12 protein-coding genes are annotated in these 17,354 nt (G+C 72.1%); 1 reads left to right on the top strand and 11 read right to left on the bottom strand.

The genetic code is table 11. The features are described 5' to 3' along the window. Nucleotides 1-6 precede the first annotated feature (6 nt). The 9 genes from ABZ464_RS11340 to ABZ464_RS11300 form a co-directional block, all read right to left on the bottom strand. Nucleotides 7-1,131 (bottom strand): acyl-CoA dehydrogenase family protein, encoded by a 1,125-nt coding sequence (locus tag ABZ464_RS11340; RefSeq protein WP_359274264.1) that lies wholly within the window; start codon nucleotides 1,129-1,131, stop codon nucleotides 7-9. A 61-nt stretch (nucleotides 1,132-1,192) separates the two neighbouring features. Then, nucleotides 1,193-3,034, bottom strand: a complete 1,842-nt coding sequence (locus tag ABZ464_RS11335) for a biotin carboxylase N-terminal domain-containing protein (RefSeq protein ID WP_359274262.1) — start codon at nucleotides 3,032-3,034, stop codon at nucleotides 1,193-1,195. Between the two features lie 5 nt (nucleotides 3,035-3,039). Further along, nucleotides 3,040-4,638, bottom strand: coding sequence for a carboxyl transferase domain-containing protein (locus ABZ464_RS11330; RefSeq protein ID WP_359274259.1), 1,599 nt, complete (start codon nucleotides 4,636-4,638; stop codon nucleotides 3,040-3,042). Further along, complete coding sequence (locus ABZ464_RS11325) at nucleotides 4,635-6,320, bottom strand: acyclic terpene utilization AtuA family protein (RefSeq protein ID WP_359274256.1); 1,686 nt, start codon at nucleotides 6,318-6,320, stop codon at nucleotides 4,635-4,637. Before ABZ464_RS11325 ends, ABZ464_RS11330 begins: the two co-directional genes overlap by 4 nt. Further along, complete coding sequence (locus ABZ464_RS11320; protein WP_359274253.1) at nucleotides 6,317-7,111, bottom strand: TIGR03084 family metal-binding protein; 795 nt, start codon at nucleotides 7,109-7,111, stop codon at nucleotides 6,317-6,319. The genes ABZ464_RS11325 and ABZ464_RS11320 overlap by 4 nt, the downstream gene beginning before the upstream one ends. An 88-nt stretch (nucleotides 7,112-7,199) precedes the next feature. Further along, nucleotides 7,200-8,132, bottom strand: a complete 933-nt coding sequence (locus ABZ464_RS11315) for an EamA family transporter (protein WP_359274251.1) — start codon at nucleotides 8,130-8,132, stop codon at nucleotides 7,200-7,202. Between the two features lie 109 nt (nucleotides 8,133-8,241). Then, complete coding sequence (locus tag ABZ464_RS11310; RefSeq protein ID WP_359274385.1) at nucleotides 8,242-10,212, bottom strand: ABC transporter ATP-binding protein; 1,971 nt, start codon at nucleotides 10,210-10,212, stop codon at nucleotides 8,242-8,244. Nucleotides 10,213-10,336: 124 nt separating this feature from the next. Next, complete coding sequence (locus ABZ464_RS11305) at nucleotides 10,337-10,462, bottom strand: hypothetical protein (protein ID WP_359274248.1); 126 nt, start codon at nucleotides 10,460-10,462, stop codon at nucleotides 10,337-10,339. Nucleotides 10,463-10,635: 173 nt separating this feature from the next. After that, nucleotides 10,636-13,557 (bottom strand): FAD-binding and (Fe-S)-binding domain-containing protein, encoded by a 2,922-nt coding sequence (locus tag ABZ464_RS11300; protein ID WP_359274245.1) that lies wholly within the window; start codon nucleotides 13,555-13,557, stop codon nucleotides 10,636-10,638. A gap of 101 nt (nucleotides 13,558-13,658) precedes the next feature. Between ABZ464_RS11300 and serC the strand changes: the two genes are divergently transcribed. Further along, nucleotides 13,659-14,777 (top strand): phosphoserine transaminase, encoded by a 1,119-nt coding sequence (gene serC / locus ABZ464_RS11295; protein WP_359274243.1) that lies wholly within the window; start codon nucleotides 13,659-13,661, stop codon nucleotides 14,775-14,777. A gap of 57 nt (nucleotides 14,778-14,834) precedes the next feature. Here serC and gcvH read toward each other — a convergent pair whose 3' ends face one another. Next, nucleotides 14,835-15,221, bottom strand: a complete 387-nt coding sequence (gene gcvH, locus ABZ464_RS11290; protein ID WP_359274240.1) for a glycine cleavage system protein GcvH — start codon at nucleotides 15,219-15,221, stop codon at nucleotides 14,835-14,837. A 292-nt stretch (nucleotides 15,222-15,513) separates the two neighbouring features. Then, complete coding sequence (locus ABZ464_RS11285; RefSeq protein WP_359274238.1) at nucleotides 15,514-17,115, bottom strand: alpha/beta hydrolase; 1,602 nt, start codon at nucleotides 17,113-17,115, stop codon at nucleotides 15,514-15,516. Nucleotides 17,116-17,354: the final 239 nt, after the last annotated feature.

Raw genomic sequence — 17,354 nt, 5'->3', positions numbered from 1 at the left:
AGACGGTCAGTACGACTTGGGCAGGCCCAGGGTCTGGTGGGAGACGTAGTTGAGAATCATCTCCCGGCTCACCGGGGCGATACGGGCCACGCGCGAGGCCGTGATCAGTCGGGCGAGGCCGAACTCGGCGGTGAGGCCGTTGCCGCCGAGGGTCTGCACCGCCTGGTCCACGGCCCGCACACAGGCCTCCCCGGCCGCGTACTTGGCCATGTTGGCGGCCTCGCCCGCGCCGACGTCGTCGCCCGCGTCGTAGAGGTGGGCGGCCTTCTGCATCATCAGGCGGGCCAGTTCGAGCTCGATGTGAGCCTGGGCGAGGGGGTGGGCGATGGCCTGGTGGGCGCCGATGGGGGTCTTCCAGACCGTGCGGTCACGGGCGTACTCGACGGCCTTGGCGAGGGCGTGGCGGCCCATGCCGATCGCGAAGGCGGCCGTCATGATCCGCTCCGGGTTGAGGCCGGCGAAGAGCTGGAGGAGGCCGGCGTCCTCGTCGCCGACGAGGGCTTCGGCGGGCAGCCGGACGTCGTCCAGGACCAGTTCGAACTGCTTCTCCACGCTGTGCAGTTCCATGTCGATCCTGCGGCGGGTGAAGCCGGGGGCGTCGCGCGGGACGATGAACAGGCAGGGTTTGAGGTTGCCGGTGCGGGCGTCTTCCGTGCGGCCGACGATCAGGGTGGCGTCGGCGATGTCGACGCCGGAGACGAAGACCTTGCGGCCGGTGAGCAGCCAGTCGGCGCCGTCGCGGCGGGCGGTGGTGGTGATGCGGTGGCTGTTGGAGCCGGCGTCGGGTTCGGTGATGCCGAAGGCCATGAGGCGGGTGCCGTCCGCGAGGGCGGGGAGCCACTGCTGTTTCTGGGCTTCCGTGCCGAAGCGGGCGATGACCGTGCCGCAGATCGCCGGGGAGACGATCATCATGAGGAGGGGGTTGCCCGCGGCGCCCATCTCTTCGAGGACGAGGGAGAGTTCGGTGATGCCGCCGCCGCCTCCTCCGTAGGTCTCGGGGAGGTTGACACCGATGTAGCCGAGTTTCGCCGCCGCCTGCCAGAGGTCGCCGGTGTCGGTGTGGGCCTTGGCGAAGGAGGCGACCGCCTTGCGGAGTGCCTTGTGCTCGTCGGATTCGATCAGGGTCGTCACTGTGGCTCCTTCGGGTGCGGGTCGTATGTGGTTGGTCGCGCAGTTCCCCGCGCCCCTGAGGTCAGTTGCTCTCGACGACCGCCAAGAGCGCACCGACCTGCACCTGCTGTCCTTCCGTCACCTGGACCTCCGTCACCGTTCCTGCCGCCGGGGCCGAAATGACGTGTTGCATCTTCATCGCTTCGACCCACACCAGCGGTTCGCCCGCTTCGACACTCGATCCGGTGATCAGAGCTGGCGCCAGTTTGACGACCGTGCCCGGCATCGGGGCCAGGAGCGAGCCGGGGGCGTGCTGGGTCTCCGGGGCCGGGAAGCGTGGGAGGGCCGTCAGGGTGGTGGCGTTCACATGGACGCGGTCGCCGTGGCGGGCCACCTCGTAGCGGTGGCGTACGCCGTCTATCTCCAGGACGACCAGGGACGGGTCCGCGTGGACGACCTGGACGCCCTCGGCCGTGAGGCCGGCCCGGCCGTGTGTGTACGCGACCTCGATCTCCTCGCCCCCCATCGCGTACCGCTTGGTCTGCGGCTGGGACGGCAGGTTGCGCCAGCCGCCGAAGCGCGACCCCCGGCAGGCCTCCGCGAGCGCGGCGGCGAGCGGGGCGTGCGGGTCGGCGGTCGAAGAGGTCAGGTCGGTGAGGTGACGGTCGTAGAAACCCGTCGTCATCCGGGCCGACGTGAACTCCTCGTGCCGCAGGGAGCGGATCAGGAGGTCGCGGTTGGTGGGCGGGCCGTGGAGGACGGTGCGTTCCAGGGCGCCCGACAGTTTCCGCAGGGCCTCCGCGCGCGTGGGCGCGTGGGCGACGATCTTCGCGAGCATCGGGTCGTAGTGGACGCCGATCTCGTCGCCGTCGGCGTAGCCGGTGTCCAGGCGGACGGCGTCCGGGACGGTCAGCCGGTGCAGGGTGCCGGTCTGGGGGGTCCAGCCGGTCGCGGGGTCCTCGGCGTAGAGGCGGGCCTCGACCGCGTGGCCACGCGCGCGTGGCGGTTCGGGGGTGAGGGCGGCGCCTTCCGCGACGCGGATCTGCTCGGCGACGAGGTCGAGGCCGAAGACGGCTTCGGTGACGGGGTGTTCGACCTGGAGGCGGGTGTTCATCTCGAGGAAGTGCGCGCGGCCGCCCTCGACCAGGAACTCGACCGTGCCCGCGCCGACGTAGGAGACGGCGTGCGCGGCCCGTACGGCCAGCTCCCGCAGTTCCTCGTCCAGGGCCGCGGGGAGTCCGGGCGCCGGCGCCTCCTCGATCACCTTCTGGTGGCGGCGCTGGAGGGAGCAGTCGCGGGTGCCGAGCGCCCACACCGTGTCGTGGGTGTCGGCGAGGATCTGGACCTCGACATGGCGGCCGTTCTCGACGTACGGCTCGATGAACACCTCGCCGTCGCCGAAGGCGCTCGCGGCCTCCGCGCGGGCGGCCTCCAGGGCGGCCGGCAGGTCCGCCAGGCGGCGTACGACCCGCATGCCGCGGCCTCCGCCGCCCGCCGCCGCCTTCACCAGCACCGGCAGGTCGGATTCCCCGACGTCCGTGAGCGGCGCCAGCCCCATCAGCCGCTTGGCGCGCGTCTTGGACGCCATCGCCTCGATGGCCTGCGGCGGCGGGCCGATCCAGACGAGTCCCGCGTCCAGGACTTCCCGGGCGAAGTCCGCGTTCTCGGAGAGGAAGCCGTAGCCGGGGTGCACGGCGTCCGCACCGGCCGCGACGGCCGCCTTCACGATCAGGTCGGCGCGCAGGTAGGTGTCCGCGGGGGCCGCCCCCGGCAGTCGTACGGCCGTGTCGGCCACGCGCGCGTGGAGGGCGTTCGCGTCGGCGTCCGAGTGCACGGCGACCGTCCGGATTCCCGACGCACCGCAGGTGCGGAAGATCCGGCAGGCGATCTCGCCGCGGTTCGCGACCAGGACAGAAGTAATCATGGGCCTCACATCCGGAAGACGCCGAAGCCACCGCGCACGCCCTCGTAGGGCGCGGTGTGGATCGCGGACAGGCACATTCCCAGGACCGTGCGGGTGTCGCGCGGGTCGATGACGCCGTCGTCGTAGAGCCGCCCGGACAGGAACATCGGCAGCGACTCGGACTCGATCTGCTGTTCCACCAGGGCGCGCAGGGCGGCGTCGGCGTCCTCGTCGTACGGCTGTCCCTTCGCGACGGCCGACTGGCGGGCGACGATCGACAGGACGCCGGCGAGCTGCTGCGGGCCCATGACGGCCGACTTGGCGCTGGGCCAGGCGAAGAGGAAACGGGGGTCGTAGGCGCGGCCGCACATGCCGTAGTGGCCGGCGCCGTAGGAGGCGCCCATGAGGACGGACAGGTGCGGGACGCGGCTGTTGCCGACCGCGTTGATCATCATCGCGCCGTGCTTGATGATGCCGCCCTGCTCGTACTCCTTGCCGACCATGTAGCCGGTGGTGTTGTGCAGGAAGAGGAGCGGGATGTTCCGCTGGTTGGCGAGCTGGATGAACTGGGCGGCCTTCTGGGACTCGGCGCTGAACAGGACGCCCTGGGCGTTGGCCAGGATGCCGACCGGGTAGCCGTGCAGCGCGGCCCAGCCGGTCACGAGGCTCGTCCCGTACAGGGGCTTGAACTCGTCGAAGTCGGAGCCGTCGACGATCCGGGCGATCACCTCGCGCGGGTCGAAGGGGATCTTGAGGTCGCCGGGGACGATGCCGAGGAGGTCCTCGGGGTCGTACTTGGGGGGCTCGGCCGGGTCCGGGTCGTCGTACGCCTTGCGGTGGTTGAGGCGGGCGACGACCCGGCGGGCCTGGCGCAGCGCGTCCCGTTCGTCGACGGCGAAGTAGTCGGCGAGACCGGACACGCGCGCGTGCATCTCGGCGCCGCCCAGCGACTCGTCGTCGCTCTCCTCACCGGTGGCCATCTTCACGAGCGGCGGTCCGCCGAGGAAGACCTTCGCCCGCTCCTTGACCATGATCACGTGGTCGGACATGCCGGGGATGTAGGCGCCGCCCGCCGTGGAGTTGCCGAAGACGACGGCGACGGTGGGGATGCCGGCGGCGGAGAGCCGGGTCAGGTCGCGGAAGATGGCGCCCCCGGGGATGAAGATCTCCTTCTGGGACGGCAGATCGGCGCCGCCGGACTCCACCAGGCTGATGCAGGGCAGCCGGTTGGCGAGGGCGATGTCGTTGGCGCGCAGGGCCTTCTTCAGCGACCAGGGGTTGCTGGCGCCGCCGCGCACGGTGGGGTCGTTGGCGGTGATCAGGCACTCGACGCCCTCGACGACCCCGATCCCGGTGACGAGGGAGGCGCCGACCGTGTAGTCGCTGCCCCAGGCGGCGAGCGGGGACAGCTCCAGGAACGCGGTGTCGGGGTCGAGGAGCAGCTCGATGCGTTCGCGGGCGAGGAGTTTGCCGCGGGCGCGGTGCCGTTCGACGTACTTGGGGCCGCCGCCCGCGAGGGCCTTGGCGTGCTCGGCGGCCAGGTCGGCCAGCTTGGCGAGCATGGCCTCGCGGTGGGCGCGATGGTCGGGGCCGGTCGTGTCCAGCGCCGACGGCAGGACGGTCACAGGAGTGCCTCCGGGAGGTCCAGCTGACGGGAGCGCAGCCATTCGCCGAGCGCCTTGGCCTGCGGATCGAAGCGGTGCTGTGCGGCGACTCCGGCGCCGAGGACGCCCTCGACGACGAAGTTCAGGGCGCGCAGGTGCGGGAGGACGTGCCGGGTGACCTTCAGCTCCGCCGTCTCCGGCAGGAGTGCGCGGAACCGGTCGACGGTCAGCGTGTGGGCGAGCCAGCGCCAGGCCTCGTCGGTGCGGACCCACACCCCGACGTTGGCGTCCCCGCCCTTGTCCCCGCTGCGGGCCCCGGCGAGGAGACCGAGGGGGGCCCTGCGGACGGGGCCGGGGGGCGGCGGCTCGGGCGGACCGGGCTCCGGCACCTCCTCCGGTACGAGGGTGTCGGCGGCCGGGGGGACGGGGATCCGGCGTCCGTCGTCGAGGACGGCGGTGTGCGTGACCTCGTCCCGGGGGACGTAGGCGGCCTCGAACACCCCGTAGGGGGCGCCCCTGCCGGGTGGGGCGAGGACGTGGAAGCCGGGGTAGCTGCCGAGGGCCAGTTCCACGGCGGCGCCGCTCAGGGCCCGGCCCACGACGGCCTGTTCGGGGTCGCGGACGACGAGCCGCAGCAGGGCGCTCGCGGTCTCCTCGGTGGCGGCGTCGGGGCGGTCGGTGCGGACCAGCTCCCAGCGCGCCTCGGCGGCCTTCGCCAGCGAGGGGGCCAGCTGTTCGCGCACCAGGTCCGCCTTGGCCTCGATGTCGAGGCCGGTGAGCACGAAGACGACCTCGTTGCGGAAGCCGCCGAGCCGGGTCCGGCCGACCTTGAGGGTGGGTGGCGGGGCCTCGCCGCGCACGCCGTCGATCCGGACGCGGTCGGGGCCGTCCTGGGTGAGCCGTACGGTGTCGAGGCGGGCGGTGACGTCCGGTCCGGCGTACCGGGCGCCCGTCGTCTCGTACAGCAGCTGTGCGGTGACCGTGCCGACGTCGACGAGTCCGCCGGTGCCGGGGTGCTTGGTGATGACGCTGCTGCCGTCGGCGTGCAGCTCGGCGAGCGGGAAGCCGGGCCGGCGTACGTCCGCCTCCCGGAAGAAGGCGTAGTTGCCGCCGGTGGCCTGGGTCCCGCACTCCAGGACGTGCCCGGCGACGACCGCGCCAGCGAGGCGGTCGTGGTCGTGCGGCCCCCAGCCGAAGTGGGCGGCGGCGGGCCCGGTGACCAGGGCCGCGTCCGTCACGCGCCCGGTGACGACGATGTCCGCGCCCTCGCGCAGACAGGCCGCGATGCCGAAGCCGCCGAGGTAGGCGTGGGCGGTGAGGGCGGCGGGGAACCGGGCGCCGAGGTCGTCGCCCTCGACGTGCGCGACGCGGACGGGGACGCCGAGCCGGTCGGCGAGGGTGCGTACGGCGTCGGCGAGGCCGGCCGGGTTGAGGCCGCCGGCGTTGGTGACGATCCGCACGCCCCGCTCCCGGGCGAGCCCGAGGCACTCCTCCAGTTGGCGCAGGAAGGTGCGGGCGTATCCGGCGGAGGGGTCCTTGAGCCGGTCGCGGCCCAGGATGAGCATGGTCAGTTCGGCGAGGTAGTCGCCGGTGAGGACGTCGAGTTCGCCGCCGGTGAGCATCTCGCGCAGGGCGTCGGCGCGGTCGCCGTAGAAGCCGGAGAAGTTGCCGATGCGCAGGGGTGCCGGGGGCGACGGCGTCACGCGGACTCCCCTCGCGGCGCGCGCCCCTTGCCGGGCGGGCCCGCGAAGGCCTGGGCGATGTCCAGCCACCGGTCCGCGTCCTCGCCCTCGGCGCGCAGGGCGAGGTCGGCGCGGTGGGCCCGCTGGGTGACGAGGAGGCAGAAGTCCAGGGCGGGGCCGGTGACACGGTCGGTGGCGTCGTCCGGGCCGTACGCCCATGTCTCGCCGGAGGGGGCGGTGAGTTCGACGCGGAAGTCCTCGAACGGCGGGGTCAGTCCCTGCACGCCGAAGGCGTAGTCGCGGGTGCGGACGCCGAGGCGGACGATGTGCCGCAGCCGGTCGGTGGGGATGCGGGTGACTCCGAGCGCGTCGGCGACGTCCAGGCCGTGGGCCCAGGTCTCCATCAGGCGGGCGGTGGCCATGGAGGCGGTCGACATGGGCGGCCCGTACCAGGGGAAACGGGCGCCCTCGGGGGCGGTGCGCAGGGCGTCGGCGAGGGCCGCGCGGCCGGTCCGCCAGTCCTGAAGGAGCCGCGCGGGCGGCTTGCGGGCGCCTTCCTCGGCGCCGTTGTCCACGAAGTCCCCGGGCTCGGTCAGCGCGGCCTCGACCTCACGGGCGAAGGCCCGCTGGTCGGTCACGGCGAGCAGCGAGGAGTGGTCGGTCCAGGCGAGGTGGGCGATCTGGTGGGCGACGGTCCAGCCGGGGGCGGGGGTCGGGAGCGTCCACTGCTCCGGCTCCAACTCGGCGACGAGCAGATCGAGTTCGTCGCTTTCGGCACACAGGTCGTCGATCACGGGCGTCGGGTCGGCCATGGGGTGGAGCATGGCAGGGCCCCCAGAAACAAGCAAGCATGCTTGCATTAATTCCTGGCCTGAATGCCGGGGCCGGTGCCGGAGCCTGTCAGCTCTCCGGTACGGCCGTCTTCCCGCGGCCCGTCTGGGTGCGCACCGCGCCCATGCTCGCCGCGACCACCAGGGCGATCGCGGCCGTCTCGGGCAGGGTCAGCGACTGGCCGAGGACGAGGAGGCCGGCTGTGGCGGCGATGGCCGGTTCCAGGCTCATCAGAATGGCGAAGGTGGACGCGGGCAGCCGGCGCAGGGCCAGCAGTTCCAGGGTGTACGGCAGCACGGAGGAGAGGAGGGCGACCGCCGCGCCCAGGCCGAGCGTCACCGGGTCGGTGAGTTTCGCACCGGACTCCGCGACGCCCAGCGGGAGGAAGAGCAGCGCGCCCACCGCCATCGCCAGCGCCAGGCCGTCGGCCTGCGGGAAGCGGCGGCCCGTGCGGGCGCTGAACACGATGTACGCCGCCCACATCGCGCCCGCCCCCAGGGCGAACGCGACGCCCCACAGGTCGAGGCCGGCGAAGCCTCCGCCGCCGAGCAGGAAGACCCCGGCGAGGGCGAGCCCGGCCCAGACCAGGTTGAGGGCGCGGCGGGAGGCGAGGACGGAGAGGGCGAGGGGGCCGAGCACCTCCAGGGTCACCGCCGTGCCCAGCGGGATGCGGTCGACGGCCTGGTAGAAGAGGCCGTTCATCGCGGCCATGGTGACGCCGAAGGCGACGACCGTGCCCCAGTCGGCGCGGGAGTGGCCGCGCAGCCGGGGTCGGCAGACGACGAGCAGGACCACCGCGGCGGCCGTCAGCCGCAGGGCCACCACACCGAGCGCGCCCGCCCTCGGCATCAGCGTCACCGCCAGCGCGGCGCCGAACTGCACCGAGATACCGCCGGCGAGGACGAGGCCGACGGGGCCGAGGGAGCCGGGGCGACGGGGGCCGCCGGCCGGGACGGGGGTGGCGGCGAGGGAGGCGGCGGAGGTTTCCGAGGTGGTGGTCACGGGCGGTCCAAGGGCTCGTATGTTCATCGTGGTGAACTATCAAGTCCAGAGTAGTGAACCGAGACAGGTGCGTAAACCGCTGACGCCTCTGTCTCGCGCCGTGAGACGTTCAGATACCGGGCCAGTACGCCTGATGGTCCGGGTTGTACGGGTTGTACGGGTTGTAGGGGTCATAGGGGACGTGGGGGCCATAGGAGTCGTAGCCGTACGCGCCCCAGTCGCCGCCGTACTCGGCGGCGGGCACCGGGACCGGCACCTGCTGCTCCACGAACAGCGGCAGCCGCAGCTCGCCGGTGTCCATCAGGGCGTTGTTCTGCGAGCGGTGCAGCCGTGCGTACGCCCCGCCCCAGGACAGCAGTTCCTCGTGGCGGCCCGTCTCCACGATCCGGCCCTGGTCGACCACGAGGATGCGGTCGGCGTCGGGGGCGAGGTTGAGATCGTGGGTGATCATGATGGTCGTGCGGCCGGCCATCAGGCGGCGCAGCGGCTTCACGATCCGCCGGGCGGCCATCGCGTCCAGGCCGGTGGTCGGCTCGTCCAGGACCAGGACCGGGGCGTCCCGCAGGATCGCGCGGGCGATCGCGAGGCGCTGGAGCTGGCCGCCGGACAGCCGGGCCGAACCCGGGTCGATCCTCGTGTCGTAGCCCTCGGGCAGCCGGGCGATGAAGTCGTGGGCGTCGGCCGCGCGGGCCGCCTCCTCGATGGCCTGGTCGCTCGCGCCGGGCCGGCCGCAGGCGATGTTCGCGCGGACGGTGTCGTGCAGGACGAGCGTCTCCTGCGGCAGCAGGGTCAGGTACTCCCGCAGCCGCGCCAGCGGGAAGTCGCGCACGGGCACGCCGTCCAGCAGCACCTCGCCGGCGTCCGGGTCGTAGAAGCGCAGGAGGAGCTTGGAGACGGTGGACTTGCCCGCGCCGCTCGGCCCGGTGATGATCACCAGCTCGCCGGGGTGCACGGCGAAGGAGAGCCCCTCCAGGGCCTGCCGGTCCGCGCCGGGGTAGCGGAAGGAGACGTCCCTGACCTCGACGGTGCCGTCCGGGCGGCCGGGGGGCTCGGCCACGCGCCGGGGGTCGGTCACCGAGGGCCGTACGTCGAGGATCTCGATCAGCCGCTCGGCGCCCGCCGTCGCCGCCGTGATCGTGAGGCCGAGCTGGGCGAGGCCCCGCACCGGTGGGTACAGGTAGCCGAGGAAGGCCGCGAAGGCGAGCAGTTGGCCGAGGGTCATCCGCCCGGTGGAGATCTCCCAGGCGCCGATGCCGATCACCGCGAGCACGCACACCGTCTCGATGACGGTCACGAGCTGTTCGTACGCCTCGTTCAGCCGGGTGGAGCGCACGGAGGCGCGGAACCAGGCGTTCGCCTCCTCGCCGAGCCGGCGGCGCTCGGCGTCGCGCCGGTCGTACGCCTGGGTCAGCACGATGTTGCCGAGGGACTCCTCGACGACGGAGGTGATCGCGCCGTCGGCGACCCGGCCCTCGCGCGAGACGTCCTTGATGGAGCCGGAGAAGCGGCGCGCGGCCAGCCAGAAGAGGGGGGCGAGGACGAAGGTGGCGGCGGCCAGGTCCCAGCGCAGCCAGAACGCGGCAGCCGCGTAGAAGATCGCGGAGAAGGCGGCGGAGGCGGCGCCGACCAGGCCCGACACGACCATCGTCTCGATGGCCTCGACATCACTCGTCAGCCGGGACAACAGGTCGCCCTGGCGGTGGCGTTGGAAGAAGTGCGGGGGCAACTGCTGGACGTGGTCGAAGACATGCTCGCGCAGCCGCATCACGAACCGTTCGGTCGCCCAGGCGGCCAGGGAGTTGCCCGCGTAGGCCACGATCGCGCCGACCACGGCGACCGCGAGCCACTTCACGGCCGGCGCCCAGAACGCGGCGAGCGAGCCCTCGCGCAGGGCGTTGTCGGTGAGGTCGCCGAAGAGGAGGATGGCCTCGGTCTCGGCGAGCGCGGCGAGGATCGTGCACACCCAGACGACGAGCAGCCATTTCCGCAGGCCCCGGGTGAGCGGCCAGAAACGGCGGAACGCTACACGCGCGGGAATCGTGGGGGTGTCGTACTCATATTCTTCATCCCCTTCTTCCAGTTCTTCCGATCCCTCCAGCAAGAATTCCCCTCCTTGAAAAAGCCCCCTGCTTTTCGACCTGATTTTCAAAAGAAAAGGGGCCGACGGTGCACCGTCGGCCCCTTTTCAGTGTGTCGGCGTGGGCTCAGCCGTCCTGGCCCGGCAGCGGCGGAACCGGCTTGAGCTTCTTCTTCGGCTTGGGCTTCGGCGGGGGCGGGAGCTGCTTCGACTTGGGCTTGGGGGGCAGCGGGGCAAGCTTCTTGAAGCTCATTCCAACTCCTTGCGGGGATTGCGCTGTGCTTTCGTCGTTTCGGGCTTTCCGCGTCCGGCTCCCGACATCGAGAAACTTACACGCTTCTCATCTCTGCAAACGGCAAAAAGAGCAAAGGTGCGCTGTGAATACCCTGGGAGAAGCTGGCAGTTGCTTGAGCAAGCCGTGGAACCTTAATCCAGCGCGTCCGCGAGCACTTCCGCCAGATGCCGGGCCCGTACGCCGGCCAGTTGGTCGAGCTGGGTCCGGCAGGAGTAGCCGTCGGCGAGGACGACCGTGCCCGGCGGGGACTGCCGTACGGCGGGCAGCAGTTGCTCCTCCGCGCACGCCGCCGACACCTCGAAGTGGCCTTTCTCGAAGCCGAAGTCGCCCGCCAGACCGCAGCAGCCGCCGCTCAGTTCGCCGGTGAGTCCGGCGGCCTCGCGCAGCCGCCGGTCGGGCGCGTCGCCGAGCACCGCGTGCTGATGGCAGTGGGTCTGGCCGACGACGGGACGGTCCAGCCGGGGCGGCGCCCAGCCGGGCGCGTACCGCTCCAGCGCCTCCGCGAAGGTCACCACCCGCGCCGCGAGCCGCTCCGCGCGCGGGTCGTCGGGGAGCAGCTCCGGGAGGTCCGTCCGCAGGGCGGCGGCGCAGCTGGGCTCCAGGACGACGAACGCTCCCTGTGCCGGCTCTTCCCGCGTCAGGAGCGGCTCCAGCAGATCCAGGGTGCGCCGCATGACCTCCCGTGCCCGGTCCAGCTGGCCCGTCGAGACGTACGTCAGCCCGCAGCACACGCGGCCGCGCCGCGCCGCGAGCGGATTGAAGGTGTACGACACCCCGTCGCCGACCGCCGGCTTCGTCCACCGCCGGGTGGGCGGGGTGAGCACGTCGAGCCCCGCCGCTTCCAGGACCCGTACGGCCGCCTCGCCGACGGACGGGGAGAGGTGCTCGGTGAAGGTGTCCGGCCAGAGGAAGACCGCCTGCCGGGGCCCGCCCGCTCGCCGTTCCCCTCCCGGCCGCCGTTCCCCGCCCGCCTCCGCCCGTGCCCGCGCCACCAGCCGCCGCCCCCACCACCGGCTGAACGTCTCCGGGGCCAGCGGCGGGATCGCCCGCTCCGGCGCGATCCCGGCCGCCCGTTTCGCCGCCCACGCCAGGGGCCGCACGCGCGCGAGGGCGTTCACGAGCCGGGTCGCACGCGTGCGGGACGCCCAGCGCAGCCACTGCGGCAGCCGGCCCAGCGCGTAGTGGGCGGCGGGGCGGCGCCGGCCCGCGTAGTGGTGGTGCAGGAACTCCGCCTTGTAGGTGGCCATGTCGACCCCGACCGGGCAGTCGGAGCGGCAGCCCTTGCAGGACAGGCACAGGTCCAGGGCGTCCCGGACCTCCGTCGACCGCCAGCCGTCGGTCACCACCTCGCCGGCGAGCATCTCGTGCAGCAGACGGGCCCGCCCGCGCGTGGAGTGCGCCTCCTCGCCCGTCACGCGGAACGACGGGCACATCACGGCGGACCCGGTCGCCGTCGTCGTACGGCACTTGGCGACGCCCACACAGCGGCGTACGGCGGCCGAGAAGTCACCGCCGTCGGACGGGTAGCCGAAGACGACCGGCAGGGGCGCGCGGGGCAGCACGGAGAAGCGCAGCCCGGAGTCCAGGGGCGCCGGGCGGACGAGCATGCCGGGGTTGAGCAGGTCGTCGGGGTCCCACACGCCCTTGGCCCGCTCGAACAGGGCGACCAGCTCGGGGCCGTACATCCTCGGCAGCAGCTCGGCGCGCGCCTGCCCGTCGCCGTGCTCCCCGGACAGCGAGCCCCCATGGGCGACGACCAGGTCGGCGAGCTCCTCGGAGAAGCGGCGGAAGCGCGCCACGCCCGGCCCGGTCAGCAGGTCGAAGTCGATCCGGACGTGGATGCAGCCGTCGCCGAAATGGCCGTACGGCGTCCCGTGCAGCCCGTGCGCCGCGAGCAGCGACCGGAAGTCCCGCAGGTAGGCGCCGAGCCGGGCGGGCGGCACCGCGCAGTCCTCCCAGCCGGGCCAGGCCTCGGAGCCCCCGGGCATCCGGGTCGCGGTGCCACTGGCGTCCTCGCGGACGCGCCACAGCGCGCGCTGCGCGGCCGGGTCGGTGACGACCAGGGCGTCCACGGCGTCGGCCGAGGCCGCCCGCACGATCGTCTCCGCACGCGCGCGTGCCTCGCCCTCCGACGCGCCGCCGGTCTCCACGAACAGCCAGGCACCCCCGCGGGGCAGCCCCGCCGCCGACGGCACCAGGTCGGCCGCCATGCCCTCCACGGTCAGCGGCGCGTACGCCAGCAGCCCGGCCGCCGCCTCGGCCGCGGCGCCCTCGTCGCCGTACCCGAGCACCGCGAGCGCACGCGCGCGTGGCGCCTCGACGAGCCGTACGACCGCCTCCGTGAGCACGCCGAGCGTGCCCTCCGAGCCGCAGAAGGAGCGGGCGACGTCGGCGCCCTTCTCGGGCAGCAGCGCGTCCAGCGCGTACCCGGAGATCCGGCGGGGCAGCTCGGGGAAGCCGGTCCGCAGCCGCGCGAGGTCGCCCTCGACGAGCTCCCGCAGCCCGTCGGGCGCCCCGGACCAGCCCTGCCCGAGCCGCAGCCGCCGCCCGCGCGCGGTGACGACCTCCAGCTCGCGCACGCTGTCCGCGGTGGTCCCCCACGCCACCGAGTGCGCGCCGCACGCGTTGTTGCCGATCATCCCGCCGAGGGTGCAGCGGCTGTGCGTGGCCGGGTCGGGTCCGAAGCGCAGCCCGTGCGGGGCCGCGGCCTCCTGGAGCCGGTCGAGGACCAGCCCGGGCTGGACGACGGCGGTGCGCGCCCGCGGGTCCAGGGCGAGCACCCGGTTCATGTGCCGGGTGAAGTCCAGCACCACGCCCGTGCCGGTGGCCTGCCCGGCGATCGAGGTGCCGCCGCCGCGCGCGACGACCGGCACGCCGTGGGCCCGGCACACCGCGAGGACGGCGGTCACGTCGTCGGCGTCCCGGGGGGCGACGACACCCAGCGGGATCCGCCGGTAGTTGGACGCGTCCATGGTGACCAGCGCCCGGGAGGTGGCGTCGAAGCCCACGTCCCCTCGGACGACCTTGCGCAGCTCGGCTTCCAGCTCAGTCATGACGTCCACCCATCAGCGACCTGTGAGCCACCTGTCGGAACACCGTCTCACCCGACGGACGAGGTTTCGCCGAGGTTTCCCCCACCCGATAACCTCCTGCCGTGGCTGAGATCCAGATTCCCTCTGACATCAAGCCCGCCGACGGACGTTTCGGCGCGGGCCCCTCCAAGGTGCGGACGGAGGCGCTGGACGCCCTCGCCGCCACCGGCACCTCCCTCCTCGGCACCTCCCACCGCCAGGCCCCGGTGAAGAACCTGGTCGGCAAGGTGCGCGAGGGCATCTCCGAGCTGTTCTCCCTCCCCGAGGGCTACGAGGTGATCCTCGGCAACGGCGGCTCGACCGCGTTCTGGGACGTCGCGACCCACGGGCTGATCGAGAACAAGTCGCAGCACCTCACGTTCGGCGAGTTCAGCTCGAAGTTCGCGAAGGCCGCCAAGCTGGCTCCCTGGCTGGCGGAGCCCACGGTCGTCTCCTCGGACCCGGGCACGCACCCCGAGCCGCGGGCCGAGGCGGGCGTGGACGTGTACGCGTTCACCCACAACGAGACCTCGACGGGTGTCGCGGCCCCGCTGAAGCGCGTCCAGGGTGCCGACGAAGGCGCGCTGGTCCTGGTGGACGCCACCTCCGGCGCGGGCGGCCTGCCGGTCGACATCGCCGAGACGGACGTCTACTACTTCGCCCCGCAGAAGTCGTTCGCCTCCGACGGCGGCCTGTGGATCGGCGTGTTCTCCCCGGCGGCGATCGAGCGCGCCGAGCGGATCCACGCGTCCGGCCGGCACATCCCGGAGTTCTTCAGCCTGCCGACGGCGATCGACAACTCGCGCAAGAACCAGACGTACAACACCCCGGCGCTCGCCACCCTCTTCCTGCTGAACGAGCAGCTGGAGTGGATCAACGGCCAGGGCGGTCTGGCCTTCTCCACGGGCCGCACCAAGGACTCGTCGACCCGCCTGTACAGCTGGGCCGAGGAGTCGAAGCACGCGACGCCGTTCGTCACCGACCCGGCCAAGCGTTCGCAGGTCATCGGCACGATCGACTTCGCGGACGAGATCGACGCGGCCGCGATCGCCAAGGTCCTGCGCGCCAACGGGATCGTCGACACCGAGCCCTACCGCAAGCTCGGCCGCAACCAGCTGCGCGTCGCGATGTTCCCGGCGATCGACCCGGCGGACGTCGAGGCGCTCACGCGGTGCATCGACTACGTGATCGAGAAGCTGTAGCGGCTTCCGCGACGACGTGAAGGGCGCCCGCCGGAATCGCGGGCGCCCTTCGTGCCGTCAGTCCCCGGCGATGAGCTTCTCGTACGCCTTGGCGTCGAGCAGCCCGTTGGAGGACGCCGTACCCTTGCTCTTGATCTTGAAGAGCCACATGCCGTACGGGTCGGAGTTGACGTCCTCCGGGTTGTCGGTGACCTCCTCGTTGATCGCGACGATCTCGCCGGTGAGCGGGCTGTACAGCTCGGACACCGACTTGACCGACTCCACCGTGCCGACGGGTTCCCCGGACTCAAACATCCTGCCGACCTCGGGCAACTCGAAGAAGACGATGTCGCCGAGGTTCTTCTGGGCGAAGTCGGTGATGCCGACGGTCACGACGCCGTCGGTCCCGGTCTCGACCCATTCGTGTTCTTCGGTGTAGCGGAGGTGGGTGGGCACCTGGGACATGTCTGCTCCTTCAGTGGTCGCGACGCGATCGGGAACAGCCTCGCCCCACAAGCACACAGAACCTGACATTTCCCGCGCAACGGTCCACCCCCACTGGGCCTGTCGGGCGAATCCCGTCCGGGTGGAGGGTGCGTTCGGGTGACGGCGGCGCATCGCTGCCCTCACCACCGCTGGGTCCCGGCGAGGGCTACGCGATCGATGTCACCGTCGACGCGCCCTGAGGCCACACGGACGGAGGGCGCCCGGTGGTCATCACCGGGCGCCCTTCTTGTCGCGGATCAGGCGGGTTCGCTCAGCCGCGGACGCCGACCAGCCCGTGCAGGGTGTCGGCGGGCGTGGCTCCGGCCGACCGGTCCGCGGTCAGGGCGGACTGCGTCGTGGCGGGCGGCACGGGGTCCGCGGTCTTCTTGCAGGTCGCGTCGGCCACGCCGCTGCCGCGCGGGACCGTGCCGTCGGTGAGGTACTTGACCAGGTACTTGTCCAGGCAGGCGTTGCCGCTCAGCGTGATGCCGTGGTTGCCGCCGCCCTGCTCGACCACCAGGCTGGAGTGCTTGAGCAGACGGTGGACGGCGACACCGCCCTGGTACGGGGTGGCCGCGTCGTTCGTCGCCTGGAACAGCAGGACCGGCGGGAGCTTGCTGTTGGCGACGTTCACCGGCTTCAGCGTCTTCGTGGGCCAGTACGCGCACGGCGCGTTGTACCAGGCGTTGTTCCAGGCCATGAACGGGGCCTTGGAGTACACGGCCCAGTTGTCCTTGCGCCACTGGTTCCAGTCACGCGGCCAGGAGGCGTCACGGCACTGCACGGCGGTGTAGACGCTGTAGCCGTTGTCGCCGGAGGCGTCGATGGCGGCGATGCCCTCGTACGCCTTGACCAGCGGGGCGTCGTTCTTGTCGTTCACGTAGGAGGCGAACGCCGAGGCGAGGATCGGCCAGTAGCCGTTGTAGTAGCCGCCCGGGATGAAGGTGTCCTCCAGCTCGGAGGCGCCCACCTCGCCGCCGGCCGGCTTCTTGGCGAGTTCGGCCCGCATCGCGTACCACTTGGCCTCGATCGCGGCCGGGGAGGTGCCGAGCTTGTACGTGCCGTTGTACTTGGCGATCCACGCCATCAGCGCCTTGTGGCGGGCGTCGAAGGCGTAGTCCTGGGAGATGTTGGCGTCGTACCAGACCCCGCCGGGGTCGACGATCGAGTCCAGGACCAGCCGGCGCACCCGGGTGGGGTAGAGCTTGGCGTAGACCTGGCCCAGGTAGGTGCCGTACGAGTAGCCGAAGTAGTTGATCTTCTTGGCGCCGAGCGCCTTGCGGATCTGGTCCATGTCCTTCACGGCGTTGACCGTGTTGATGAAGGGCAGGACGTCCGCGTACTTCGTGCCGCAGGCCTTGGCGAAGGCCTTGGCGCGGGAGAGGTTGGCCTTCTCGATGGCGGAGGTGCTGGGCACGGAGTCCGGGCGGACCGGGTTGAAGTAGCCCGGCTTGCAGTCCAGCGCGGGCTTGGACTTGCCGACGCCGCGCGGGTCGAAGCCGATGACGTCGTACTGCGACGCGACCGCCTTGGGCAGCGAGGACGCCACGAACCCGGCGAGGGTCAGCCCGCTGCCGCCGGGACCGCCGGGGTTCACCAGCAGGGGACCCTGGTACTTGCGCGCGGTGTGCGGGACGCGGGACAGGGCCAGGGTTATCTTCCGGCCCTGCGGCTTGGCGTAGTCGAGCGGGACCTTCACCGACGCGCACTGGAGCGTCGGGTAGTCGTCCGTCGCGCACTTCTTCCAGGTGACCTTCGCCGCCTGGGCCGCTGGCTGCGCGGACTGCGACGAGGCGGCCTCGGCCGGGACCGCCGTGAGCGACCCGGCCAGCACGACGGTCGCGCCACAGAGCACGGCTGTGCTTCTTCTCATGAAGTTCCTTCACACCATGGGGGGTTGGGCAGGACCGGAAAAGTTCACGATCCTGGCGGGATCTTTCCGAAGAAGCACGCCCACAAGAAGCGTTTCGCCCGAAAATTTGGAACTCATTTGGCTCAGAGGCGTCTCACAGCCCCCGGAAAGCTGTCACCACGTCATGGCTGAGGCTGACGCCACCAGTTGAGCGGGAGGGCTGTCGGTCGGTTGTAGGCCGACTGTCGGTGGGGTTCGGC

The organism is Streptomyces sp. NPDC005820 (assembly GCF_040630255.1).
Taxonomy (GTDB): Bacteria; Actinomycetota; Actinomycetes; order Streptomycetales; family Streptomycetaceae; genus Streptomyces.
This window is presented reverse-complemented; position numbering and strand designations above follow the sequence as displayed.

Bases quoted from the DNA above. Each gene is read 5' to 3' on its own strand.
- ABZ464_RS11300 (WP_359274245.1), bottom strand. From the start codon at position 13,557: ATGACTGAGCTGGAAGCCGAGCTGCGCAAGGTCGTCCGAGGGGACGTG.
- ABZ464_RS11305 (WP_359274248.1), bottom strand. From the start codon at position 10,462: ATGAGCTTCAAGAAGCTTGCCCCGCTGCCCCCCAAGCCCAAGTCGAAG.
- ABZ464_RS11335 (WP_359274262.1), bottom strand. From the start codon at position 3,034: ATGATTACTTCTGTCCTGGTCGCGAACCGCGGCGAGATCGCCTGCCGG.
- ABZ464_RS11320 (WP_359274253.1), bottom strand. From the start codon at position 7,111: ATGGCCGACCCGACGCCCGTGATCGACGACCTGTGTGCCGAAAGCGAC.
- ABZ464_RS11285 (WP_359274238.1), bottom strand. From the start codon at position 17,115: ATGAGAAGAAGCACAGCCGTGCTCTGTGGCGCGACCGTCGTGCTGGCC.
- gcvH (WP_359274240.1), bottom strand. From the start codon at position 15,221: ATGTCCCAGGTGCCCACCCACCTCCGCTACACCGAAGAACACGAATGG.